The following is a 25025-nucleotide window of genomic DNA, read 5'->3' on the forward strand; positions in this document are numbered from 1 at the left end:
ATCGATAAGTTAAGTTGGTTAAGCGTTATTGTTTCGATGACGCTATTAAAACTGATTGAAGTGGCTTTTAAGGGGAGCAAAAATGGCGATTTGCAGTTCAATTGTGGCAACAATATGGCAATCACGGTTTGCGACTTCAAACCTATTAATTTTGCTGTATAGTCACAATCAATTAAACAGTTAAGGCCTGAAATAAAGACACCATGAAACGTATTGCAATAGTTGAAGATGAAGCTGCAATTAGAGAAAACTATAAAGAAGTACTGCAGCAACAAGGTTACTGTGTGCAGGCTTATGCTAATCGCCCGCAAGCGATGCAAGCTTTTAATACACGTCTACCTGATCTTGCGATTATTGATATTGGTCTTGAAAATGAAATCGATGGCGGTTTTACCCTGTGCCAATCTCTGCGTGCAATGTCGAGCACCCTACCAATTATCTTTTTAACCGCGCGTGATAGCGATTTTGATACCGTGTGTGGCCTGCGTCTTGGGGCTGATGATTACCTAAGTAAGGACGTTAGCTTTCCACATCTTATTGCTAGGCTTGCAGCTTTGTTTCGACGCTCAGATCTAAAAAATGTCAGTATTGATGAAAGCCACTTAGTCGAACACGGTTTGTTAACCATTGATGTTAACCGCATGCAGGTATTTTGGAGTGGTGTACAAATAGAGCTAACTGTAACTGAGTTTTGGATGGTTCATGCCTTAGCCAAACGTCCAGGCCATGTGCGACAGCGCCAAGAATTGATGCAAGAAGCTAAAATCTTTGTTGATGACTCAACTATCACTTCCCATGTAAAGCGCATTCGTAAAAAGTTTATCGCGCAAGATCCCAATTTCGACTGTATCGATACTGTTTACGGTATGGGTTATCGCTGGGATTCTCATAATTAATTATGTTTGAACACAAACTTACTTGGGTTACTCATTAGGTACTTGTTACACCATGTTTAATATGCCGATAGGCCTGCGCACTAAAGTCGCTATATTGTCGTTATTTCTGCTCTGCCTACCTTGGCTTGGCTACCAGTATGTTTGGGAGATGGAAAAGTATTTACGCCATGGTCAAGAAAGAACCCTTGAGGGTACCACTCAAGCACTTGCAACGGCTTTACATGAACGCCCCAAATTGTTTGATAGCCAAGCCAGCTTTTTAACCCAAGTAGAAAAAGGCCGTGACTTATATGCTTATCCACTTTCAGGCCCTATTCAGCTCGACGGCAAACTTGGCGATTGGAGTAGCTATCGTCACCGTGCACTTAATTATGGTGCCGATTATCAGATCTATAAACGTGATGATAGCGCACCACTAAACTTAAGTTTTACCCATATGGTGGGTAAATACGCGGGTTATCTTTATGCGTTTTTTGAGATCAACGATGCCAATGTGGTTTATCGTGGCAAAAACAGCTTAAGCATCGACAGAAACGATCATATCGCTATTGCGACCTTAGCACCCGATGGTCAATTTAGACGCTATATCATTGCCACCACGCAAGATGGCTGGATCAGTGCTTTTGAACTCCCCGAAGATCCTGCACTTACCAAACCTGTCACCCCTGAAGTAAAAATTCAGGGTAAATGGACTAAAAGCAAACAAGGCTACAATGTTGAGCTTCGGATCCCACTCAACATGGTCGGCAGCAAGCTTGGCTTTGCTGTCTATGATGTCAATAACCCACGCAGTCGCGCACTCGATGCTGTAGTCGGCACGTCAGCCATTGACGATGTCAGTAAACTTGGCACAGTGTTGGTACCCTCACCCGAAATTGAAAGCATTATTAAGGGGATGAGCCATAATAGCTCGCGAATTTGGGTGGTCGATAAACATGGCCGTGTATTGGCAAAATCTGGTGATATTCGCTCAGATAACAGCGTATGGTCACGCTCATCTATTGATATAGAAGATGATTCTGGATGGGGTAAATTTAAACGCCAATACCTGCATCCACTTTATTATAAAATCTTAACCACGCCTGCGAAGGACTTTATTGATTCGTTGCAAGACTCAACTGTGCTTCAAGGCAGCCATATCACCAAAGCATTAAATGGTCAGCAAGGCTCCACCTGGCGGCTCACCCCCGATAGTAAAGCTGTAGTACTCGCTGCTGCCAGCCCGATTTGGATTGACGATAAAGTGATGGGCGTGGTCATTGCTGAAGAAACCACTCATGGCATTCGTACACTGCGCAACAAGGCGCTAGAAAAGCTGTTTAACGTTATTCTAACGGTGATGAGCATGGGCACTTTAGCGCTGTTTTTCTTTGCGTCTAATATCTCTAGTCGCATCCGTAAACTGCGCGATGAAGCAGAACAGGCCATTGATAGCCAAGGACGAATTAAAAATGAAATCCAAGGCTCTAAAGTACGTGATGAGATTGGTGATTTGTCACGCAGCTTTGCCAGTATTGTTAGCCGCTTAAGTCAATATACTCATTACCTAGAGAACATGTCTTCAAGGTTGTCCCATGAGCTACGCACACCTGTTGCAGTGGTTCGGTCGTCACTTGAGCATTTGGGTCTGCAAGAGTTAAATCCTGACACCCGCAAATATGTTGATCGGGCGCAAGAAGGCGTAAATAGACTTAATATGATCCTCAATAATATGAGCGAGGCTACACGCCTAGAAGAAAGTCTGTCTCACGCAGAAACTTCAGTATTCCCATTAGAAAAAGTGATCGGCGGCTGCATGCAGGGTTACCAGATGACCTATCCAACTCAAGCTTTTAGCTTAGATATCACGTCAGAATCAGCACCGGTTCTCGGCGTACCTGAGTATATTGCTCAATTAATGGATAAGCTCATCGCTAATGCACTCGAGTTTAGCCATGACCAAAGTCCCATTGCCGTATCACTGCAACTAAAAGGTAAGTTTGCCGAGTTAAGTGTTAGTAACCAAGGGCCTGCACTACCCGATAATATGGCTGAACAAATATTTGAGTCTATGGTGTCGGTACGCGCACAAAAATCACAAGATAAGCCGCACTTAGGCTTAGGTCTTTATATCGCCCGTTTAATTTGTCAATTTCACGATAGCAAAATCTTCGCTACTAACACTGAAGACAATGCAGGCAATATAAATGGGGTGCAGATCAGCATTCGGCTTCCGTTAAGTAAAGAAAGTTTGTAGCAAGCTAAAAAATTGTCACTTTAATTTAGCCGTTTAGATGTTAAGATGGCTAAAAATAAAAACTGATGGAATACGTCCGATGAAAAAAGAAACGCAGATAGTCAGTCTAGGCCGTGATAAAAAGTGGACTCAAGGAGTGATTAACCCTCCTGTCTACCGTGCATCAACTATGGTATTTGATACCATTGAAGATATGCGCTTTGCCGCTAAAAATAAGGCCAACGGCGAAATGTTTTATGGCCGCCGTGGAGGCCCGACCCATTTTGCGTTTCAAGCAGCAATTGCAGAACTCGAAGGCGGCGTTGGTACAGCCCTGTATCCATCTGGTAGCGCTGCCATCAGTAATAGTTTGCTCTCGTTTTTAAAAGCAGGCGATCATCTACTTATGGTTGACAGTGCCTATGAGCCAACTAGAGACTTATGTAATAAATTACTAGCTGGTTATGGCATTGAAACCACCTATTATGATCCTATGATCGGTGATGGCATTGAGGCACTTATTCAGCCCAACACTAAAGTGCTATTTTTGGAATCTCCAGGGTCTATCACCATGGAGATTCAAGACGTTCCAACGCTAAGTCGTATCGCTCACCAGCACGATATTGTGGTAATGCTTGATAACACCTGGGCGTCTCCCATTAACTCGCGACCATTTGAAATGGGCGTAGATATTTCAATTCAAGCTGCCACCAAATACATTGTGGGTCACTCTGATGTCATGATGGGAACGGCAACAGCTAATGAGAAACACTGGAAGCAATTAAGAGAAAACAGCTACCTGCTAGGCCAGTGCACTTCGCCAGATGATGTATATCTAGCAAGTCGCGGATTGCGCACTTTAGGTATTCGTTTAGCTCAACATGAGCAAAACGCACTTAAAGTGGCTAATTGGCTTGCAAGCCGCCCAGAGGTTGACCATTTGCGTCACCCGGCGTTTGAATCATGCCCGGGTCATGAGTTCTTTAAGCGCGACTTTAGTGCTTCTAACGGCTTATTCTCATTTGTGCTAAAGCAAGGTGATGTGCGCTCAGTAACCGCCTTTGTCGAAAATATGCAGCATTTTAAAATGGGCTTTTCATGGGGCGGATTTGAAAGCCTTATTTTGGGCGTTTTTGGTATAGACAAATTGCGCACAGCGACTAAATGGGATAGCAGTAAGCCATTAATTCGTTTGCATATAGGCCTTGAAAATGTCGATGATTTGATCGCTGATCTTGATGCCGCATTTGAGCGTTATAACTTAGCGCTTAACAACATAGGTTAAGAGCCAAGTAATACAAACCCATTAAAAGCCAGCATATTCTGCTGGCTTTTTATTTAAGCCATCTTATAACAACTCAATATTATGGTGTTTCACTAAATAAAACCCTAATCTTCTCGGCATCAAACATTATCTTCCCCTTGTTAGGGCATAAGTTTATTTTAGCTATTTGGCAAAATATTCTATGATTATAGGCATCTATAAATTTACCGATAAACTTATGATCAAAAAAATCGATTCATCACAAGGCTTCACCTTAATAGAACTTGTGGTTGTTATTATTGTATTGGCTATTCTTGCTGTGGTTGCAAGCGCTAAATATATTGATCTGAAGCGGGATAGTGAAATAGCAAGAGTCCAAGCGACAGCTGCAGCGCTGGAACAGTCAGTGACTTTTGCTCATACCAAATGGCAATTAATCGGAGCCAATGATTCAATGAATGATCTGCCAGATTTTGCTGGTGGTGAACTTGATATGAATAGTTTCGGGTATCCACTTGGAATAGATAAAAATTCACCTATGGGGCAACCTAAAAACATCGGTAAAGGTGAACAAGGTTGCGTTGATTTATGGAATACCTTACAGCAAGATCCTGCAAGCGTGTCTTTATCAAACGTTGATAATGGCAGTGATTTTCAAGCTTACCGCCATCAAGCAGATACTAATCCTGATGGTCTAACCGAGTGTACCTATGTTCTGCGAACCCTTGGTGATACCCAAGGCCGTGAGCAGGCTGATATTAAAATTGTTTATGATTCAGTGGCAGGCACAGTGAAATCTTTCATCAAAAGCTAGTTAACGATAACACCTTTATTCCTAAAACAGCGCGTAAAAAAGGGGGAACTAGATCCACCCTTTTGTATTATTAACGCCCTAGCCTAAATAAGGATGACACTCACATAGAAGTCAGTGCATATCTTAAGATATTAGTCAGCTTAATTACTCTTAATGCCACCAGCAATCCAAGCTTGGGTACCATATAACGGCACTGTTGATAGTGCATGTTTATGGCTGCCATTTGTTTCTTTGGTTGAATACGATAAATAGAGCAGTGTTTGATTTTCTGCATCATAAATGCGGCGCACTTTAAGCGATTTAAATAAAATGCTGAGTGATTCTTTGAACACTACTTCACCATTATTACTCTTATCGATATTAGCAAGCTCTGCAGCTGTAATCGGCCCAGTTTGACGACAAGAAATGCTCATGTCTGATGGATCTGCAAGACTTAAATCAGCTTCGACGCGACTAATATGACAAGTCACGCCCGGTATCTTAGGATCGTGGCGTGCATCAATAACCACATCCTTAGTGGTAAACAAACCTAAGCTCACTTTACCCACATCATCACCACAACCGCTTAATCCCAAAGATAGCAATATTGCTAACCCTGTAGCTGAGAGTAACTTTTTGGTTAATTCAGTCATATCTATCCTTAAAAAACGATTATATTCTTACTTAAACTAACTGATGCGATCAACGCAAAACGCTTACCTTGCTTCGTTTGCGCTAACTTTATGCAAACACTCTTTGAGCCCAACGCGTTAAACCCGCGGTTACACTACCAAAGTGATCACCAACAACAATCGGTATTTCAGGAAATAGCCCTGAAATACGTTTATAAATTGCCGGGCTTCTTGCCGTGCCACCAGTAACATAGATGCGATCAGGCATCACACCAGATTGTTCAAGCGCTTCACGCATTAACGCTTCCACTTTTGATAGCGGCATAGTAATGGCATTTTCAAAGTCAGCCTCACTGACTTTAGCATGTAGTCCGTTATCAATGTAATCCAGCGGTGTATCAACGCTATTGTGATCAGATAAAGCAATTTTACTTTGCTCTGCACTGCGCACTAATTTGTAGCCTAATTGCTCTTTTTGTACCTTGAGTAAACGCTTTATAAGGTCTGGACTTTGGGCATCTTTTATCAAATCTTCAATCAGCTTTTTAGAGGCTAAAGCACTAAAGTCTCGTTGTGCGCTGATATCATTAACCGCCACAGCATTCCAAAATGGCTTACTTGGAACCGGTAGTTTATTGGTCATCAAACTCCCTAAACCAAGATGAGGCATAAATGATGCCATCGATAGTGCGATATCCAAATCGTTACCACCAATACGCTGACCACTATGACCTAAAAAGTCTTGGCTTCGGTCACGATTATCAATATGGCTTGGTCCCATTTTTACCATCGAGCAGTCGGTAGTACCACCACCAACATCGACTACAAGCACAGTCACGTCTTCTTGCAGCGAGGCTTCATAATCCATACCTGCCGCAAGAGGTTCAAATAAGAAATCAACCTCAGTAAAGCCAGCACGCTTTGCCGCTAACGATAAAATGGTTTCTGCTTGAATGTTACTTTGCTCGCCACCTATGCCTTGAAAGTTTACAGGTCGACCTATGACCGCATGAGTAATAACGCTGGCACCGTTTGCTAAACTCTTTTCTGCTTGTTTTTTGATGTGCATCATCATTAACGTCACAATGTCTTCAAACAAAGCAATTTGGCTATCATGCAAACCGCTCGCGCCTAGAAAAGATTTAGGAGAGCGAACATAAAAACCTTCGTCCGGCATATCTAAATAGGCTTCAATCGCTTGCTCACCCACAAAAACAGCTTGTTCGTTAGGTAATAAGTCTAACTCTCGACGTGCAGCTGCGCCGCGGCTCAATTGCGCTGCGCGCATACGGGCATATTCAGCTTGTTCCGCTTGAGGTAATTGTTTCAATACCGCTTCAGCAATAAGTTCACGATCCATCGCGTATAGCGTTGAACTTAAGTACTTGGAATCAGCAGATAAAGGAACTAAGCGTACTTCACCGTTTTCAATAACACCTATCGCGCAGTTAGCACTACCGTAGTCAAAACCTACAAACATTCCCTTATCCTTTAACGCGTAAAAAAGCCGTGCAAAATAGCACAGACAGACTCAAGGAAAAAGTGGATTTTGGAAATAAAAAAAGCAGCCTATAGCTGCTTTTAATGCATAAGTTTGATCTGAATATTATCTAATTAAGCTTATGTAACAGTTTTTTTAGTTACCGCCTTATGCAGTTTTATCATTTTGTGCTTTTTTAAGTTGCTCTTTTTTAGCACGTCGAGACTCAATAACCTGACTGACATCACTACCAATATGCGCTTCACCGCGCTGCTTAGATAGCTGAACTTGACGCTCACGCTCAATAAAACGTTGGCGCTGTTTTTCGCTAGTTTTATCAATACAGTGCAGACAACTCACACCTTGCACAAAACTGTCTAGCGCCATCTCTTGTTCAGTCACCGGCATACGGCAGGCATTACACTGATCGTATTGGCCCTTTTCTAAATCGTGGTTAACCGCGACTCGATTATCAAACACAAAGCATTCACCTTGCCAGAGACTTTCCTCTTGTTCGACTTCTTCAAGATACTTTAAGATCCCACCTTCTAAATGGTAAACCTCATCAAAACCTTGCTCTTTTAGGTAGGCCGTTGATTTTTCGCAGCGGATACCACCAGTACAGAACATCGCTACTTTCTTATGCTTAGCAGGATCAAGGTTTTGTTTAACGTAATCAGGAAACTCTCTAAAAGTGTCGGTTTGCGGATCAACAGCGTTCTTAAATGTACCAATTTGCACTTCATAATCATTACGAGTATCAACTAATAACACCTCAGGATCAGAAATCAGTGTATTCCAATCTTTAGGCTTTACATAAGTACCGACCACTTTATTAGGATCAATACCTTCAACGCCCATGGTCACGATTTCTTTTTTCAATTTAACCTTAGTGCGATAAAACGGCATGCTGTCGTCAAAAGACAATTTATAGACAATGTTGTCTAAACCCGGCTGAGTGGCCAACCAAGCAAGTAAGTTATCAATTGCGATTTGTGAGCCGGCAACGGTACCGTTAATTCCCTCACTCGCAATGAGTAATGTGCCTTTAATCTCAGACTCTTGCATTACATTGAGTAAAGGCGCTTGTAACTTTTCAAAGTCTGTGAGCGTTACAAACTTATACATGGCACATACAACAACTTTTGACATAATCATCCCTTATTCGGCTAGCTGGAGCTTAATCTCCAGTGCTAATCATTGTGAACACCCACGAAACGTGAGCAGCCACACAAAATTCAGCGCGAATACTACATTAATCACAGTGTGACAAACAGGCACAAAAAGTATGGTTATTAACCAGCAGCTCACACCAAGACTTGATTAATTCTTTAATCTATAAAAACTAGAGCATTAAGCAGATGCGCATTTGCAGTAGCCCTGTACGATATTGCAATAGTAAGAATTTGATAAAAGATTGTTATTTTGCGCTCGAAAGTTAAAAATACTCCGCATAACTTACTTATAAAAAGTCGCAATATGTCTCTGCCTACCCTTTACTCTTTTAGACGCTGCCCTTATGCTATGCGCGCCCGACTTGGCATAATGTTATCAGGTCAATCAGTTGATTTAAGAGAAATCATTCTTAAGCACAAACCGCAGGCTATGCTTGATGCATCCCCTAAAGGCACTGTTCCCGTACTTATTTTGCAAGATGGTAGCGTAGTTGAAGAAAGTATTGAGATCATGTGCTGGGCCTTAGCTAAAAACGATCCTAGTGATTTACTACTGCAGCGTAGACCGGCACTACAAGAAGTCGCCCAAGCGCTGATTCAAACCAATGATGACAGTTTTAAACCTTGGTTAGATAAGTACAAATATGCAGATAGGCATCCCGACATGTCGGAGCAATATTATCGACAACAAGGTGAAAGCTTTATTAGTCAGCTTGAAAACTTACTAACCAAAAACCAGCAGTTGCTCGCAGATAAGCCCTGCATTGCTGATTACGCGATTTTTCCTTTTATTAGGCAGTTTGCGGGGGTAGATAAAACATGGTTTGATAATGCTGCTTACCCTAACGTGCAGCGCTGGCTAACATCGCATATCCAAAGTGATGCATTTACAGCAATCATGCAAAAGTACCCCACTTGGCTTGAAAGCAATCAAAGCTTTGAGTTTGGGGAGCAGCATAAAAGCTAATTAATCTAACTAGCCTATTTAAGTGTTCGCAGGCTTAAATCAAGGCCAAAGAAATAGCATCAAGTTTGAAGCCATTTCTAATTACTAGCCATTAAATGATTACAACACTCGATATTTTCATTTTATGTGCCAGCAAACATCTGCTGGCACATTGCTCTGCTACTTGCCGCAAATAATGACAAGTAACTCGTTATAGTGACTAACCAATAACGCATAAATTCTCGTGCTTTATGAGCTATAACCGTTCACAGTAGCTATGAGTATTAAGTGTCATTAGTGAATAATGAGTGGAATGGTAACCAACAATAAAGCCCCCATAAACCAGTTGAAATATTGCCGCCTTTTTGGGGTATCGAGTTTGCGGCGAATTGTCGCCCCCAAAACAACCCAGGTTAGCGATGTAGGCAAACCAACAATATTAAATACTACCACTCCCATAATGGCTGTAAGCCAGTAAGCTTCACCCGATATTGTAAATGCAGTACATAACGTAATCGTTGCTAGCCACGACTTAGGGTTAATGCATTGGAACAGGGCTGACTCTTTAATCGTCATTGGTCTTAATCTCTCTATCTGGCTCACATCATCAACCGGCATTGTTATCACTTTATAAGCCAGCAAAACCAGATATGCTAGAGACAATATTTGCAATGCCTGATGCATAACAGGAAAAGCTTCAAACATACTGCCTAGCCCAAGTAATATCGCAATATGCAGTAAGGTTTGCCCAAGCCTAATGCCTACAATATGTGGCATGGTGCGGCGTACACCAAAATTAGCCCCCGAAGTCGCTAACAATATATTATTAGGCCCCGGAGTCATCGTCATTGTGGCACAAAATATCGCAGCCGATACCACTAGAGTCCAAATCCCATCCATTTGCTTCTCCTTTACTTCATATTCAGCGAGTACAATACAAAAACTGTCCCAATCCCCTCTGTGCAATTATTCAAAACAAAAATTGTATGGGTACAAAAATTGACACAACCCAGTTTTCAGGTGCATAGTAACGCCATAGCAAATCGATACAAGGATTATATTGTCATGGGTACAATATGGACGCCAAACTTAGCTCGATACTCTGGGGCCAAATACAAGCAAATAGCTAGCGCAGCTGAAGACGCTATTAGCTCAGGTGAGTTACTGCCAAATAGCAAATTGCCTCCTCAACGCCAACTTGCCGATAATTTGTTTGTGACAATAGGTACAATTACTCGTGCTTACGCCTTACTTGAACAACGAGGCTATGTATATGCAAAAGTCGGAGCAGGGACATTTGTTAAAGCCAGCCAATCTGTAACTAATAGTCAACGAGGCAACTTCTCTACTTGCCAACAACCGCTCACAGACCAAATAAATCTATTAAGCGATGCCATGAGTGAGTTAGCTAAATCCCCACTTAGGTTAACTCAATTGATGGAGTACCATGCCGAACCACTTAATGAGCATAAACTCACATTTAGTCAGTGGTTGGTTAGACGTGGTATTGAGCAGAAACCGGAGCAAATAGTTTTTAGTCATGGGGCCCAGCAAGGTATTTTTGCTGTGCTAAATGCAATGCTAGAGTCTGGTGATACCTTATTTTGCGAATCCAATTGTTATCCAGGGATCCATGTTGCGGCGGAGCAATTGGGGATCAAAATAATCCCAGTTTCACTCACTGATGACGGTTTAGACCTTTCTGAGCTTGCAGAAAAACTCAGTTTTTACAAACCAAAAGCGCTCTATTTAACGCCTAATAATCAAAATCCAACTTGCATCCAATACAGCCCTACTCAGCGTCAATCAATCTTGAAATTAGCACAAACTCATCAGGTGGTGATTATTGAAGATGATGTTAACTATTGCTTACCCAATGAGTGGTGCAGCCCTTTATGGTCACTCGATCAGACATCAACAGCTATAGAGGAGCAATCGGTTATCTATATATCGAGTTTATCTAAGCTTTTTTGTGGTGGACTAAGGCAGGGCTTTTTACTTGTTCCACAACGATTTATGCGAAAAATAAAACAAGCTATCTACAGCCAGTGTTGGATGGTGTCCCCGATAAATACCGAGCTAGCTTGTATACTCATCGACAATAAAGCTTTTATGGGTGAAAGAGAGCAACAGATAGCAGCTCGGCAACAGCAATGCATCGCAATGGGCCAACGTCTTGGTTTAAAGCAAAATTGGCGCGGTCTAAACGGCTGGTTGCAACTAAAGCTACCGTTAAAATCCCATCATGTAGTAACAGCCCTCGCCCAACAAGGAATACTCATTCGCAACGGTGATGACTTTAATAATCATGATAATCATATCCGCTTAAGTATTGGTGGCTGCGGCGATGACAGCATTTTTACTGAGCAGCTAGCAAGGATAGAAGCCTGCATTAACGAGTTAAGTCAGTCCGCCTACTCTGTCGTTTAGTAAAAATCTTTAACCTCTTACACTATGAGCCATTAACGCCATAAGTTAGCGTAAAGCTGGCTTAAAAAGTGAAGTAAAAGAGCCACACGCTGAAAAATGGGTTAAGGCTTTAAACAAAAAAACCGCTATCAACTAGCGGTTTATTCTGGGGGATAGCTTAATTTTACACGCCGCAATTACATTTGTTGGTCAACTCTGACATAACCTTGCAAGTAAACCACTCGAACATCGTCATTGACGTTAAAAATCATACCTTGGTCAAGATCTTGTATCACCATAACTTGCTCGCCAGAATCTAAAGTAATCATCATCTCAACCAGTCTGAGCTCTTGGTAATATGAATTATCACCATAACGATTACCCACTCCAGCGCCTAGCAGCGCACCTAACACCGTGGCAACATCTTGCCCCGAGCCACCACCAAATTGATGACCAATCACACCACCAACAAGCGCGCCGCCAAATGTCTTCCAGCCAGTATTACGGTCTTCAACCAGCTGTTTTTCGGTGATATTACGTACAGAAGCCACCTGGCCGAACTCGACTTTTTCAACCGGAACAGCTTGATTGCGATCGTATGGAGCCGCGTTGAGTGCACTTGAGCCAAAAATTAAACAGATAACCGTGAAAACAATAAGATGAGGTTTCAACATAAGACTTTTTCCGCTAACTTTAAGGATAAGTATATTTATTAATCTTACTCAATTGTGAACTCACTGTCTTATTTAAATCATGATCAGCAAGGTTTCCCACCTCCTGAGCAAGCATTAAGTGATCCTAATGGTCTACTCGCTGTTGGCGGTGACTTAAAACCTGATCGCCTTTTAAATGCTTATTACAATGGTATTTTTCCTTGGTTTAACCTAGATGATCCAATTTTATGGTGGTCTCCAGATCCCAGAGCGGTTTTTGTCCCAGGTAATATGAAAATTAGTCGTAGTTTAGTTAAGTACCTAAAAAAGCAAGACTGGACCTACACCATAAATCATCAATTTAAGTCAGTTATGGCTGGCTGCGCAGCACCTAGAGCCAAACAAGATGGCACCTGGATTTCAGATGAAATCCAGCAAGCATATTACGCTTTGCACCAACAAGGCCGTGCCCACTCACTTGAGGTTTGGCAAGGTTCAGAGCTAATAGGCGGACTGTATGGAATTGCCATTGGCCAGGTATTTTGCGGCGAATCCATGTTTCATCGAACCACGAACGCGTCTAAAGCTGCTATGATCGTATTACAGCAACATTTACAGCACTGTGGCTTCAGACTTATCGATGCTCAAGTCGTTAACCCACATTTAGACAGCCTAGGCGCAAAGTCGATAAAACGTGATGACTTTTTGAGATTACTTACCCATTTAAGAGATGGTGCAGTCAATCCTGATAGCTGGTGTAAATCCGAGGTATTCATTGAACTCTAAAACTAGACAGCTTTCAGTCGGCAGAACAAAAACCTTTCCTTGCAGCTATTTAGATTCGAAGCAAGAACAACTCATGGTGTTGCAAGAGGATGTTATTGACGCCGCTTTATTCGAGCAATTGCTGGCGTTAGGGTTTCGCCGCAGTGGTAGCATGATTTACAAACCACAATGTCCGCAATGTAGCGCTTGCCTGCCAATCCGTTTGCCTATAGATGAATTTACAATCTCTAAAAGACAAAAAAGAACACTGAAAAATAATCAAGATTTAAGCTGGAAGATGGTCGACCATAAAACGGATCAGCAATATGAACTCTATGAACGTTACGTAAATACACGTCATGGTGACGGGCCAATGTACCCAGCAACACCAGAGCAATATGACAGCTTTGCAACTGCAAGCTGGATGCAACCGCTATTTATAGAGCTACGCTTAGACGACACATTAATTGGCGTTGCGGTAACCGATGTATTACCCCATAGCTTGTCTGCTATTTATAGTTACTTTGACCCTGAGTTCCATAAACGTTCATTAGGTAGTCTGCTCATTTTACTGCAAACACAAATCGCTAAGATGATGAAAAAGCAGTTTTTATATTTGGGCTATCAAATTGATGAATCGCGAAAAATGAATTACAAGCGTGATTATCGACCACATCAAATTTTGACCAATTCAGGCTGGGTAACTGAGATCAACAGCAAAAACTTGTAATTTAACCGCCCTCTTGGCGCTAGATAGCGTATATACTCAACCTTTGCTTTACAGCAAGGCTAATTTGCGGCATGATACGCCCGTTTTTATTATTTGAAGGCTAACAGGATAACTGATTAATGGCGAAAGAAGACAACATTGAAATGCAAGGCACAATCCTTGAAACCTTGCCAAATACAATGTTTCGTGTAGAACTTGAAAATGGTCATGTCGTAACGGCACACATTTCAGGAAAAATGCGTAAAAACTACATCCGTATTTTGACGGGTGACAAGGTAACGGTTCAGCTGACACCTTACGATTTGAGCAAAGGACGCATCGTCTTCCGTTCACGCTAAGAGTTATTAGCCTATATAACGTATATTAAAAAGCCGGCAATGCCGGCTTTTTGTTGTCTTAGATTTGTCATTTATTTGGAAAGAACACAATAAATGCCCTAACTTAGCGACATTTATTGCTGTATCACTTTAGTGAGTGACTTTCTCTAGAGACTCAGTTGTGATGACAATCTCATCAGCTTTCACATCAACTCTTGCAATACCGCCCTTTTCAAGCCCACCAAACAAGATCTCATCGGCCAATGGACGCTTGATCAACTCAGTAACCACTCGAGCCATAGGGCGTGCACCCATAGACTTATCATAACCTTTCTCTGCAAGCAAGGTTCTGGCTTCATCACTGACCTCAAGCGTAACTGACTTATCATCAAGCTGTGCTTGTAATTCAACTAAGAATTTATCAACCACTTTGGCAATCACAGTCATGTCTAGGTGGTTAAACCAAATAATCGAATCTAAGCGGTTACGGAACTCAGGTGAGAAGACTTTATTGATTTCAGATAGCGCGTCCTGAGTATGATCTTGCTGCTTAAAACCAATCGACTTACGAATCGTTTCTTGTACACCAGCGTTAGTGGTCATCACTAAGGTTACATGCCTAAAGTCCGCTTTACGGCCATTGTTATCGGTTAGTGTACCGTGGTCCATCACTTGCAGTAGCAAGTTGTAAACGTCCGGGTGCGCTTTTTCAATCTCATCGAGCAGCACCACACAATGTGGGTTTTTAATCACTGCATCGGTCAGCAAACCACCTTGGTCATAACCCACATAGCCTGGTGGTGCACCAATTAAGCGTGACACCGTATGGCTTTCCATATACTCCGACATATCAAATCGAACAAGGTTAAGGCTTAAACATTTAGCAAGTTGACTGGTAACCTCTGTTTTACCCACACCGGTAGGTCCAGCAAATAGGAAACTACCAACAGGTTTATTTTCACCGCCTAGACCACTGCGAGATAAGCGAATTGCCGAGCTAAGCCCCTCAATTGCGGGATTTTGACCAAACACCACCATTTTAAGGTTACGTTCAAGATTCTTCAGTAAGTCTCTATCTGAGCTTGATACGGACTTCTCAGGAATGCGTGCCATTTTCGCGATGATCGATTCGATTTCACTTTGGCCAATGGTTTTTTTACGTTTACTCGCAGGTTGCATCGCCATACGCGCACCCGCTTCATCAATCACGTCAATCGCTTTGTCTGGCAAATGTCTGTCATTAATGTGTTTATCTGACAGCCTTGCAGCCACACTGAGCGCAGCCAAGGTATAACGCACATTATGATGCTCTTCATACTTTGACTTAAGACCTTGCAAAATCTTCGTGGTTTCCGCGACAGACGGCTCATTAATATCTACTTTTTGGAAACGACGCGCTAAAGCACGATCCTTTTCGAAAATGCTTTGATACTCTTGGAATGTAGTTGAGCCCATGCAACGTAACTTACCACCAGATAACAGTGGTTTAAGTAAATTAGACGCGTCCATCACTCCGCCAGATGCAGAGCCTGCACCAATAATGGTATGAATTTCATCAATAAATAAAATTGCATGCTCGTCATTAGCTAGTTCTTTTAACAGGCCCTTGAAGCGTTTTTCAAAGTCGCCACGGTATTTAGTTCCCGCAAGCAGCGCACCTAAGTCGAGTGAGTAAACCGTTGCTTTACTCATCACTTCAGGCACTTCCTCTTTAACAATCCGATATGCTAAACCTTCAGCAATCGCAGTTTTACCGACACCAGCTTCCCCCACTAGTAATGGATTGTTTTTACGGCGACGACAAAGAATTTGAATTGAGCGCTCAATCTCTTCACTACGGCCAATTAAGGGGTCAATATTGCCACTTTTAGCAAGCTCGTTCAGATTGGCAGTGAACTGCGATAAAATACTGCGCTCCTCTTCCGTCTCGCTTTGATCTTCAATTCGGTTAGGCTCACCGTCGTTATCAATGTCGTTCTTAGAAAATCCGTGTGAAATAAAATTAACCACATCTAAGCGGGTCACATCACCTGTTCGCAATAAATAAACTGCTTGCGACTCTTGCTCACTAAAAATGGCGACTAAGACATTGGCGCCGGTGACTTCGTTGCGACCAGATGACTGCACATGAAAAACAGCTCTTTGTAAAACTCGTTGGAAACCTAAAGTCGGCTGAGTTTCTTTATCGTCTTCTGGATCAGAAATGATAGGTGTGGTTTGTTGAATGAAGCTAGACACTTCATCCTTGAGTTTTTCTAAATTTGCTCCGCAAGCAACTAACGCCTCTTGTGCGGCAGGGTTATCGATTAACGCCAACAACAGATGCTCAACCGTCATATACTCATGACGTGCATCTCTGGCTTGTTGAAAAGCCAGATTTAAGGTGACTTCAAGATCTTTATTTAACATAAGCACCCCCTAAAAAAATAACAACAGAGTAAAACCAATTAGGCCTCCTCTAATGAACACAGTAACGGATGTTGGTTTTGTCTTGCAAATTGATTTACTTGCGCAACCTTAGTTTCTGCAATTCCAAATGGATAAATACCGCAAATTCCTTTGCCCTTATGATGGATTGCCAACATAATTTCAGTTGCTTGTTGCTCATCTTTTTTGAAGAACAGTTGTAATATCTCGATGACAAAATCCATCGGTGTGTAGTCATCGTTGTTTAAAATGACTTTATACATAGAAGGCTGTTTAAGCTCTGACTCAACACTTTCTTCTACATGTTCAATATTTTCTGTTCTACTCATATCCCAATATTAGCCTCTAGTCTTGGCTTGTACCAATTGATTATGTAACTCAGTCTGTTTGTTAGACAAATTCTATCAAATTATACTCAGGTACGACTTGTTAAAAATTGTTGCTTTTTTGTTAACTTTATCTTGACAACCACTTATTCAGCTTTCATTCTGTTCATTAAGCGAGGATTTTCCCCGCTGATAAGTTTTACTATCTTACTGGGAAGTGGACAACAGAAGGAAGTGGAAGTATGGCAAGCGGAACTGTTAAATGGTTCAACAACGCCAAAGGATTCGGGTTTATATGCCCTGATGCTGGCGGTGAAGATGTTTTTGCACACTATTCTACCATTGAAATGGAAGGCTATCGAACGCTAAAAGCGGGCCAACCAGTCAGTTTTGAGGTGGAAGCTGGGCCAAAAGGGATGCACGCGTCAGCAATATCGCCAACAAACTAGAATAAGTTAGATAAATCACTCTACATAAGTAAATGCAAGAATACTTATATAGCGTGATATTAAGTGGCGATTAAAACGGCGATATCAAAAAAAGACAAAAAAGCAGAATAGTTTAACTATTCTGCTTTTTTATTGGCCGCTATACCATGCATGTTAATTGACTACCGCATAGTAATGAGCCTGTTTGAGCTAGAAAAAAAGGGCTCGCCATAAGCAAACCCTTTTTAGTCATTTTATAACCGATATGATTGACAGCAGTGCTAACAGATTAACCCACAATTGCGTTAAGTGTTGTGCTTGGACGCATAGCGGCAATAGCTTTAGCCGCATCTAAACGGAAGTAACCGCCTAAATCAACAGCAGGGCCTTGCGCACCATTTAGCTCAGCAACAATTTTCTGCTCATTGCTAGTTAGCGATTCTGCAAGCTCACTAAACTCAGCTTGTAATTGCTGATCAACACTTTGTGCAACCAACGCTTGTGCCCAGTACATAGCCAGATAGAAATGGCTACCACGGTTATCAAGTTCGCCTACTCGACGCGAAGGTGACTTATTACTATCTAAAAATTGGCCAATAGCAATATCAAGCGTATCTGCGAGCACCTGCGCCTTAGCGTTACCTGTACTTTGGCTTAAGTGTTCAAGTGAAGCGCCAAGTGCTAAAAACTCACCCAGAGAATCCCAGCGTAAGTGACCTTCTTTTTCCACCTGCTGCACGTGCTTAGGTGCACTACCACCAGCACCAGTTTCAAATAAGCCGCCGCCATTCATAAGTGGCACAATAGATAGCATTTTTGCGCTGGTACCTAGCTCAAGAATTGGGAAAAGGTCTGTTAGGTAATCACGTAATACGTTACCCGTTACTGAAATCGTATCTTTACCAGCCTTCACGCGCTCTAAGGTAAAGCGGGTAGCTGCTACTGGTGACATAATGTGTAGCTCAAGACCACTAGTGTCATGATCTTGGAGATAAAGTTCAACTTTCTTGATGATTTCAGCATCATGAGCACGCTCAGCATCTAACCAGAACACTGCAGGCGTATCCGATAAACGTGAACGATTAACAGCAAGTTTTACCCAATCGCGGATCGGCGCATCTTTAACCTGACACATTCTGAAGATATCGCCAGCTTCAACTTTGTGCGACATCAATACATTACCGTTTTGGTCAACAACATTCACAGTACCAGCATCAGCGACTTCAAAGGTTTTATCATGGCTACCGTATTCTTCAGCTTTTTGTGCCATCAAACCAACGTTTGGTACGCTACCCATTGTGCTTGGATCAAACGCACCGTTGTTAATACAAAAATCGATAGTTTCTTGATAAACACCTGCATAACAACGATCAGGGATCATCGCTTTCATATCTTTTAACTGGCCATCAGGACCCCACATCTGCCCTGAAGTACGAATAGCTGCTGGCATAGAGGCATCGATAATCACATCGCTTGGAACGTGTAAGTTAGTAATGCCACGGTCAGAGTCAACCATAGCAAGCTCGGCACGCTCGTTGTAAACAGCTGCTAAATCAGCTTCAATAGCTGCTTTTTGCTCAGCTGGCAATGTAGCAATTTTAGCGTACACGTCGCCCACACCGTTGTTAACGTCAACACCTAGTTGTTCAAATAGCTCACCGTGTTTAGCAAATACTTCTTTGTAATAAACTTTAACGGCATGACCAAATAAAATTGGATCAGACACTTTCATCATGGTCGCTTTTAAGTGCAAAGATAATAAAACATCTTGCTCTTTGGCTAAGTTAGTTTCACGCTCGTAAAACTCAACTAATGCTTTTTTGCTCATTACAGCAGAGTCAATCACTTCGCCAGCTTGTAGAGCGATAGCGCTGCGCAGCACTTGCTCAGAGCCATCTGCTTTATTCAATACAATTGAAACACTGCCCGCATCAGCAACAGTAACTGATTTTTCGCTGCCGTAGAAATCACCTTCGCTCATATGAGCAACATGTGACTTAGAATCAGCTAACCACTTACCCATTGAATGAGGATTTTTCTGAGCAAACTTTTTAACTGAACCTGGGGCGCGGCGATCTGAATTACCCTCACGCAATACCGGGTTTACCGCACTACCTTTAATTTTGTCGTAACGAGCTTGAATTTCTTTTTCTGCATCGTTTTTCGGCTCATCAGGGTAGCTCGGGATGTCATACCCCTTGTTTTGTAACTCTAAGATACAAGCTTTAAGCTGCGGGATTGACGCACTAATGTTTGGTAATTTAATAATGTTCGCCGCGGGTGTTTTAGCCAGCTCACCTAGCTCTGCTAATGCATCGCTAATACGCTGCTCAGCGGTTAGGTTTTCAGGAAAGTTTGCAATAACACGACCTGATAGAGAGATATCACGAGTTTCTACGTCAACGCCGGCAGTTTGAGTAAACTTTTGAATAAGAGGTAACAGAGATAATGTGGCTAACGCTGGAGCTTCGTCAGTTTCGGTATAGATGATCGTTGATGTTTTATCGTTCATTTTGTGTCCTACATTGATTTAAATTTAAGATTTTTATAATAATTATTTTCTATTTTTACGATTGAAAAGCAGTAACGTTTCTATCTTATCACTCTGAATTGCTAGCGATAATTTATGCGATCTTGTGTGCAATAAGCCAGCGACATTATTCGCGCACCTCTCACAAATGAGAATAATTAGTTGCGGATCACACTTTTAAATTTGCCGACATCATAAAACATTCCACGCAATTTTCAAATTCCACTAAAAGCCAATGCAAAGTACAATAAGCAAAATAGCCCTATAGATGAAAAGTATTCCAGCGTGACGCAGCCATTTAGCAACAAAAACAGTAATCAGCAGCGAAAAACTCGTACTGCCCGCCCAAATAGCAAAAGTAGCAGTTACTCAAACTCGTCAAATCGCAGTGGCTTTAAACGCAGAACAGCTGAAAAAACTAAGTCGGTTGCTAATCCCGTCATTGTGCTATTCAACAAACCATTTGATGTGCTTTGTCAGTTCACCGATGAGCAGGGCCGCCAAACTCTAAAAGATTATATTCCTGTACCTGGTGTATATGCAGCAGGCCGCCTAGATAGAGACAGTGAAGGCTTATTGTTACTGACGAATGACGGTAAATTGCAATCTCAAATCACTGAGCCGAAGAAGAAAACATTTAAAACCTATTGGGCACAAGTGGAAGGCGCACCAACAGAAAGTGATTTAGAAAAACTACGTCATGGCGTTGAGCTAAAGGACGGTATGACCTTACCTGCTAAAATCAACATTATGGGTAATCCTCAAGTTTGGCCGCGCACCCCACCTATTCGTGAACGTGCAAATATTCCAACAACTTGGCTTGAGATCCAGATCTGTGAAGGCCGAAATCGTCAAGTAAGACGCATGACTGCTCATATCGGCTTTCCTACTTTAAGATTAATCCGCTATAAAATAGGTCAATGGAGTCTAGATGACTTAGAAAATGGCGCATATCGTCAACTCGATATGTCTAAAAAGTAAGAGTTAACCCTATGACTGAGCGCTATAAGCCTAATACTACTGTCGCCTGTATTATCGAGGCTCAAGATAAATTTTTGTTAGTTGAAGAGCTCATTGCCGATGAGCTCAAATACAATCAACCAGCGGGTCACCTGGAAGCAAATGAATCAATAATTGATGCGTGTATCCGTGAGGTACAGGAAGAAACCGGGCTTAGCGTTAAACCACAAGGCTTGGTTGGCATTTATCAATTTAGCGCCAATGAAACACTTGCATTTGTGCGCTATACCTTTTATTTAAAGCTCGATGAAATGCTTGACTCACAACCTGAAGATCCCGCAATTAACGGCTTAAAATGGCTTAACTTAGAGCAAATAACGAGTATCAGCAGCCAGCTTCGCAGCCCACTTGTTATCAAGTCCATCTGTGACTATTTGGCTGGTAACCGTTATTCTCTCAGTATTCTTAATGCTGAGCATTTATAAGCTCTTGTCTCAGCATATGCTTTCACTTAAGTTGGATTAGCCCTGTGCTAAATCCCCCTTAATAAGACTATTGCAAACATGCTGTTAATACTAAGTCGCCAGCTTTTTAGTTGCGCGTTTTTTGCAATAAAAATCAGTATATCGCTCGCAGCAGCCTCTAAATTATTTACCGCCACTAATAAACCCAAAAGATAAATACTCGCTAGATAGCCCAGCCTCACAATGCATGATAGAATATGCACCCGCAGAATACCGCTGTTTGGATAAGGCCTATTACAAATAACACGTGTTATTTAAGGTTTCTTTTTCGCGGTAATTCGCAGCAATATTCAGTAAACACAAGGTTTATTTAGGATTTATGACGTCAATCGAACCCACTCATCTTGGTAAAAAAGTCATCGTCGGTATGTCCGGTGGTGTAGATTCATCAGTTTCAGCCTACCTGTTAATGAAACAGGGCTATCAGGTTGAAGGCCTGTTCATGAAGAACTGGGAAGAAGATGACACGGATGAATATTGTGCGGCAGCAGACGATCTTAAAGATGCGCAAGCTGTATGCGACAAGCTAGGTATTAAACTGCACACCGTTAACTTTGCCTCTGAATACTGGGACAACGTATTCGAGTACTTCTTAGCAGAATACAAAGCGGGTCGTACGCCAAACCCAGACATCATGTGCAACAAAGAGATCAAGTTTAAAGCTTTCCTTGAGTTTGCAGATGAGATCTTAGATGCCGATTACATTGCAATGGGCCACTACGTGCGCCGTCGTGATATTGATGGCACCAGTCAAATGCTTCGCGGCGTTGATGGCAACAAAGATCAAAGCTACTTTTTATATACATTAGGCCACGAGCAAGTGGCTCGCTCACTGTTCCCTGTTGGTGAACTTGATAAGAGCGAAGTGCGTGAAATCGCTAAAGAAATGGGCTTAATCACCCACGATAAGAAAGACAGTACCGGGATCTGCTTTATCGGTGAGCGTAAGTTTACTGATTTCCTACAGACTTTCTTACCGGCGCAGCCAGGTAATATCGAAACAAGCGAAGGCGAAGTAATTGGTACTCATCAAGGTTTGATGTATCACACTCTTGGCCAACGTAAAGGTTTAGGTATTGGTGGCCTTAAAAATAGTAGTGAAGATCCTTGGTACGTTGTTGAAAAAGACTTAGTGCGTAACGTGTTGATTGTTGGTCAAGGTGGTAACCACCCTCGCCTAATGTCTAACGGCTTGATTGCTAATCAACTGCATTGGGTTGATAGAAAAGGCCCTGCAGATGGCTCAAACATCACAGTAAAAACTCGCTACCGTCAGCAAGATGTGCCATGTCGCGTGACTTATGACAGTGATGACGTACTGCGCGTTATTTTTGACGAGCCAGTTGCAGCTGTAACCCCAGGCCAATCAGCCGTGTTCTACGATGGTGAAATTTGCCTAGGTGGCGGCATTATTGATGCCCTTATACGAGATTAATCAATGAGCGATCAGTTGTTTGAACGCACTATGGCCTTCGCGGGTATTTTACAAGCGGTGGCCCAAGTTCAGTATATTGCAAGACATGGTGATTCAGATAAGGAAGCCTTAGCGGCAAGCTTACAGTCTGTTTTAGTCACTAACCCAGAATCAACCAGCGATGTTTACGCTGATAAGTTCGCACTTAGAAAAGGTTACGAACTTATTGTTAGCCAACTTGGTGATGCGAAACAAAAAGACGTTGAAGTGACTCGCTATTTAGTGGGTATTTTAGCTTTAGAGCGCAAGTTAACCCGCTCTTCAAGCGCTATGGGCATGCTATCTGAGCGCATTAACCAAGTTCATCGTCAACTGAACCACTTTGAGATCACTGACGAGCAAGTTATCGCTAACTTTGCAGGCATTTATAGTGACATTATTAGTGAGCTTGGTCCTAAACTGCAGATCTCTGGTAACCCTGAATTTCTTAAGCGTACCCAAACACAACATAAGATTCGCGCCCTTTTACTGTCTGCGATGCGCAGCGCAGTGCTTTGGCGCCAATTAGGGGGCAAGCGTAGGCACCTTGTCTTCTCAAGAAAAACAATAGTAGATACAGCTATGAAAAGCCTCACCCTATAATATTTAAGTCAAGTTCATCAAGGAGCTTCAAATGGAACTTTCCGCACTAACTGCTATCTCTCCGGTAGACGGTCGTTATGGTAGTAAAACCGCCTCATTAAGAGGGATTTTCAGCGAGTACGGCCTGACCAAATACCGTGTTCAAGTCGAAATTAACTGGCTAAAGCTGCTTTCAAGCTGCCCAGAAATTGAAGAAGTTCCACCTTTTAGCGAAGCAGCTTTAGCTTTGCTTGATCAAATTAAAGATAACTTTAGCGAAGCAGATGCACTGCGCGTTAAAGAGATTGAATCAACAACTAACCATGACGTTAAAGCGGTCGAATACTTCATTAAAGAACGTATCGCCGATAACGCTGAGCTAGTTGCTATTGACGAATTCGTACACTTTGCTTGTACTTCTGAAGACATCAACAACCTTTCTCACGCACTAATGCTAACTGAAGCGCGTGATCAAGTTATCGTGCCTTACTGCCAAAAAGTGGTTGATGCCGTAAAGGCATTAGCACATGAGCATAAATCTGTGCCGTTAATGTCTCGTACCCACGGTCAACCAGCTTCGCCTTCTACATTAGGTAAAGAGATGGCTAACGTTGCTGTACGTCTAGAGCGTCAACTTACTCAGGTTTCAAATGTTGAAATCATGGGTAAAATTAATGGTGCTGTAGGTAACTACAATGCTCACATCTCAGCTTACCCAGAAGTAGATTGGCACGCTCTGTCACAGCGCTTTGTTACCAGCCTTGGCATTAACTGGAACCCATATACAACGCAAATCGAGCCACACGATTACATCGCAGAATTGTTTGACGCGCTAGCACGTTTCAACACAATCCTAATCGATTTCGACCGTGATATTTGGGGTTACATTGCACTGGGTCACTTTAAGCAAAAAACTATTGCTGGCGAAATTGGTTCTTCGACCATGCCACACAAAGTTAACCCAATCGACTTCGAAAACTCTGAAGGTAACCTAGGTATTGCTAACGCATTAATGCAGCACCTTGCGGCTAAACTACCTGTTTCTCGCTGGCAGCGTGACCTTACCGACTCAACAGTGCTTCGTAACTTAGGTGTGGGCATGGCTCACTCACTAATCGCTTACCAAGCAACGTTAAAAGGCATTAGCAAGCTAGAAGTGAACCAAGAGCAACTTCTTAAAGAGCTAGATGGCAACTGGGAAGTACTAGCAGAGCCAGTACAAACCGTTATGCGTCGTTACGGTATTGAAAAGCCATATGAGAAGCTAAAAGAGCTAACTCGTGGTAAGCGTATTGATGGTGCACAGCTAGCGGTATTCATCGACGGTCTTGAACTTCCTGAAGAAGTGAAAGCAGAGCTTAAAAAGATGACGCCAGCGAACTACATCGGCCGCGCTGAAGCGTTTGTTGACGAGTTAAACTAATAACCTTTGTAGCAACTTGCTATTAAAGGATTAATAAAGGCGTTAAGCTTAGGCTTAACGCCTTTATTTTATCTAAAAGCTTAGTTGTACTTACATT

General features: G+C 42.2%; 23 protein-coding genes. 15 read left to right on the forward strand and 8 right to left on the reverse strand.

The window, feature by feature from the left end:
- Positions 1-203: 203 nt before the first annotated feature.
- The 4 genes from pdsR (at position 204) to L2740_RS19930 (ending at position 5189) form a co-directional block, all read left to right on the forward strand.
- Positions 204-896, forward strand: a complete 693-nt coding sequence (pdsR, locus tag L2740_RS19915) for a proteobacterial dedicated sortase system response regulator (protein ID WP_248951775.1) — start codon at positions 204-206, stop codon at positions 894-896.
- Positions 897-948: 52 nt separating this feature from the next.
- A complete protein-coding gene (gene pdsS, locus L2740_RS19920; RefSeq protein ID WP_248951776.1) occupies positions 949-3132 on the forward strand; it encodes a proteobacterial dedicated sortase system histidine kinase in 2184 nt (727 codons plus the stop codon).
- Positions 3133-3211: 79 nt separating this feature from the next.
- On the forward strand, positions 3212-4396 hold the full coding sequence (locus tag L2740_RS19925) for a cystathionine beta-lyase (RefSeq protein WP_248951777.1): 1185 nt from the start codon (positions 3212-3214) through the stop codon (positions 4394-4396).
- 217 nt (positions 4397-4613) lie between these two features.
- A complete protein-coding gene (locus tag L2740_RS19930; RefSeq protein WP_248951778.1) occupies positions 4614-5189 on the forward strand; it encodes a pilus assembly FimT family protein in 576 nt (191 codons plus the stop codon).
- A gap of 140 nt (positions 5190-5329) precedes the next feature.
- Here L2740_RS19930 and L2740_RS19935 read toward each other — a convergent pair whose 3' ends face one another.
- The 3 genes from L2740_RS19935 to trhO all read right to left on the reverse strand — a co-directional run bounded on the left by L2740_RS19935 (position 5330) and on the right by trhO (position 8432).
- The gene (locus L2740_RS19935) at positions 5330-5821 is read right to left on the reverse strand and encodes a CreA family protein (RefSeq protein ID WP_248951779.1); all 492 of its coding nucleotides are present in this window, start codon (positions 5819-5821) and stop codon (positions 5330-5332) included.
- Between the two features lie 88 nt (positions 5822-5909).
- Positions 5910-7280, reverse strand: coding sequence for a molecular chaperone (yegD, locus tag L2740_RS19940; RefSeq protein ID WP_248951780.1), 1371 nt, complete (start codon positions 7278-7280; stop codon positions 5910-5912).
- Between the two features lie 168 nt (positions 7281-7448).
- Complete coding sequence (trhO, locus tag L2740_RS19945; RefSeq protein ID WP_248951781.1) at positions 7449-8432, reverse strand: oxygen-dependent tRNA uridine(34) hydroxylase TrhO; 984 nt, start codon at positions 8430-8432, stop codon at positions 7449-7451.
- Between the two features lie 327 nt (positions 8433-8759).
- Here trhO and L2740_RS19950 point away from each other — a divergent pair, with 327 nt between their 5' ends.
- Positions 8760-9422, forward strand: a complete 663-nt coding sequence (locus L2740_RS19950) for a glutathione S-transferase (protein WP_248951782.1) — start codon at positions 8760-8762, stop codon at positions 9420-9422.
- A 273-nt stretch (positions 9423-9695) separates the two neighbouring features.
- Here L2740_RS19950 and L2740_RS19955 read toward each other — a convergent pair whose 3' ends face one another.
- Positions 9696-10301 carry a LysE family translocator gene (locus tag L2740_RS19955; protein WP_248951783.1) on the reverse strand — a complete coding sequence of 202 codons (606 nt, stop codon included), beginning with the start codon at positions 10299-10301 and terminating at the stop codon, positions 9696-9698.
- A 165-nt stretch (positions 10302-10466) separates the two neighbouring features.
- On the opposite strand from L2740_RS19955, the gene L2740_RS19960 reads away from it, so the two are divergent.
- Positions 10467-11831, forward strand: coding sequence for an aminotransferase-like domain-containing protein (locus L2740_RS19960; RefSeq protein ID WP_248951784.1), 1365 nt, complete (start codon positions 10467-10469; stop codon positions 11829-11831).
- Positions 11832-12007: 176 nt separating this feature from the next.
- Here the strand turns inward: L2740_RS19960 and L2740_RS19965 are convergent, their stop codons facing one another.
- Positions 12008-12484 (reverse strand): outer membrane lipoprotein, encoded by a 477-nt coding sequence (locus L2740_RS19965; RefSeq protein WP_248470668.1) that lies wholly within the window; start codon positions 12482-12484, stop codon positions 12008-12010.
- 54 nt (positions 12485-12538) lie between these two features.
- Between L2740_RS19965 and aat the strand changes: the two genes are divergently transcribed.
- The 3 genes from aat (at position 12539) to infA (ending at position 14296) form a co-directional block, all read left to right on the forward strand.
- Positions 12539-13249, forward strand: a complete 711-nt coding sequence (gene aat / locus L2740_RS19970) for a leucyl/phenylalanyl-tRNA--protein transferase (RefSeq protein WP_248951785.1) — start codon at positions 12539-12541, stop codon at positions 13247-13249.
- Positions 13239-13958 (forward strand): arginyltransferase, encoded by a 720-nt coding sequence (locus L2740_RS19975; protein ID WP_248951786.1) that lies wholly within the window; start codon positions 13239-13241, stop codon positions 13956-13958. Before aat ends, L2740_RS19975 begins: the two co-directional genes overlap by 11 nt.
- Before the next feature lie 119 nt (positions 13959-14077).
- Positions 14078-14296, forward strand: coding sequence for a translation initiation factor IF-1 (gene infA / locus L2740_RS19980; RefSeq protein WP_005500725.1), 219 nt, complete (start codon positions 14078-14080; stop codon positions 14294-14296).
- A 129-nt stretch (positions 14297-14425) separates the two neighbouring features.
- Here infA and clpA read toward each other — a convergent pair whose 3' ends face one another.
- Entirely contained in the window at positions 14426-16684 is a 2259-nt protein-coding gene (gene clpA / locus L2740_RS19985) for an ATP-dependent Clp protease ATP-binding subunit ClpA (RefSeq protein ID WP_248951787.1), read from the reverse strand.
- A gap of 38 nt (positions 16685-16722) precedes the next feature.
- A complete protein-coding gene (clpS, locus tag L2740_RS19990) occupies positions 16723-17031 on the reverse strand; it encodes an ATP-dependent Clp protease adapter ClpS (protein ID WP_012155760.1) in 309 nt (102 codons plus the stop codon).
- 239 nt (positions 17032-17270) lie between these two features.
- Here clpS and cspD point away from each other — a divergent pair, with 239 nt between their 5' ends.
- On the forward strand, positions 17271-17477 hold the full coding sequence (gene cspD, locus L2740_RS19995) for a cold shock domain-containing protein CspD (RefSeq protein ID WP_012155761.1): 207 nt from the start codon (positions 17271-17273) through the stop codon (positions 17475-17477).
- 268 nt (positions 17478-17745) lie between these two features.
- Here the strand turns inward: cspD and L2740_RS20000 are convergent, their stop codons facing one another.
- Positions 17746-19968 (reverse strand): NADP-dependent isocitrate dehydrogenase, encoded by a 2223-nt coding sequence (locus L2740_RS20000; RefSeq protein WP_248951788.1) that lies wholly within the window; start codon positions 19966-19968, stop codon positions 17746-17748.
- Between the two features lie 303 nt (positions 19969-20271).
- Between L2740_RS20000 and L2740_RS20005 the strand changes: the two genes are divergently transcribed.
- From L2740_RS20005 to purB, 5 genes are all read left to right on the forward strand, one after another.
- Positions 20272-20967: an rRNA large subunit pseudouridine synthase E gene (locus L2740_RS20005; protein WP_248951789.1), complete on the forward strand. Its 696-nt coding sequence runs from the start codon at positions 20272-20274 to the stop codon at positions 20965-20967.
- A gap of 11 nt (positions 20968-20978) precedes the next feature.
- Complete coding sequence (locus L2740_RS20010; RefSeq protein ID WP_248951790.1) at positions 20979-21431, forward strand: NUDIX hydrolase; 453 nt, start codon at positions 20979-20981, stop codon at positions 21429-21431.
- Positions 21432-21789: 358 nt separating this feature from the next.
- Entirely contained in the window at positions 21790-22905 is a 1116-nt protein-coding gene (gene mnmA, locus L2740_RS20015) for a tRNA 2-thiouridine(34) synthase MnmA (protein WP_248951792.1), read from the forward strand.
- A gap of 3 nt (positions 22906-22908) precedes the next feature.
- Complete coding sequence (gene hflD / locus L2740_RS20020) at positions 22909-23526, forward strand: high frequency lysogenization protein HflD (RefSeq protein ID WP_248951793.1); 618 nt, start codon at positions 22909-22911, stop codon at positions 23524-23526.
- A gap of 31 nt (positions 23527-23557) precedes the next feature.
- Positions 23558-24928, forward strand: a complete 1371-nt coding sequence (purB, locus tag L2740_RS20025; protein ID WP_248951794.1) for an adenylosuccinate lyase — start codon at positions 23558-23560, stop codon at positions 24926-24928.
- Positions 24929-25025: the final 97 nt, after the last annotated feature.

It is taken from the genome of Shewanella pneumatophori (assembly GCF_023283895.1).
Classification (GTDB): Bacteria; Pseudomonadota; Gammaproteobacteria; order Enterobacterales; family Shewanellaceae; genus Shewanella; species Shewanella pneumatophori.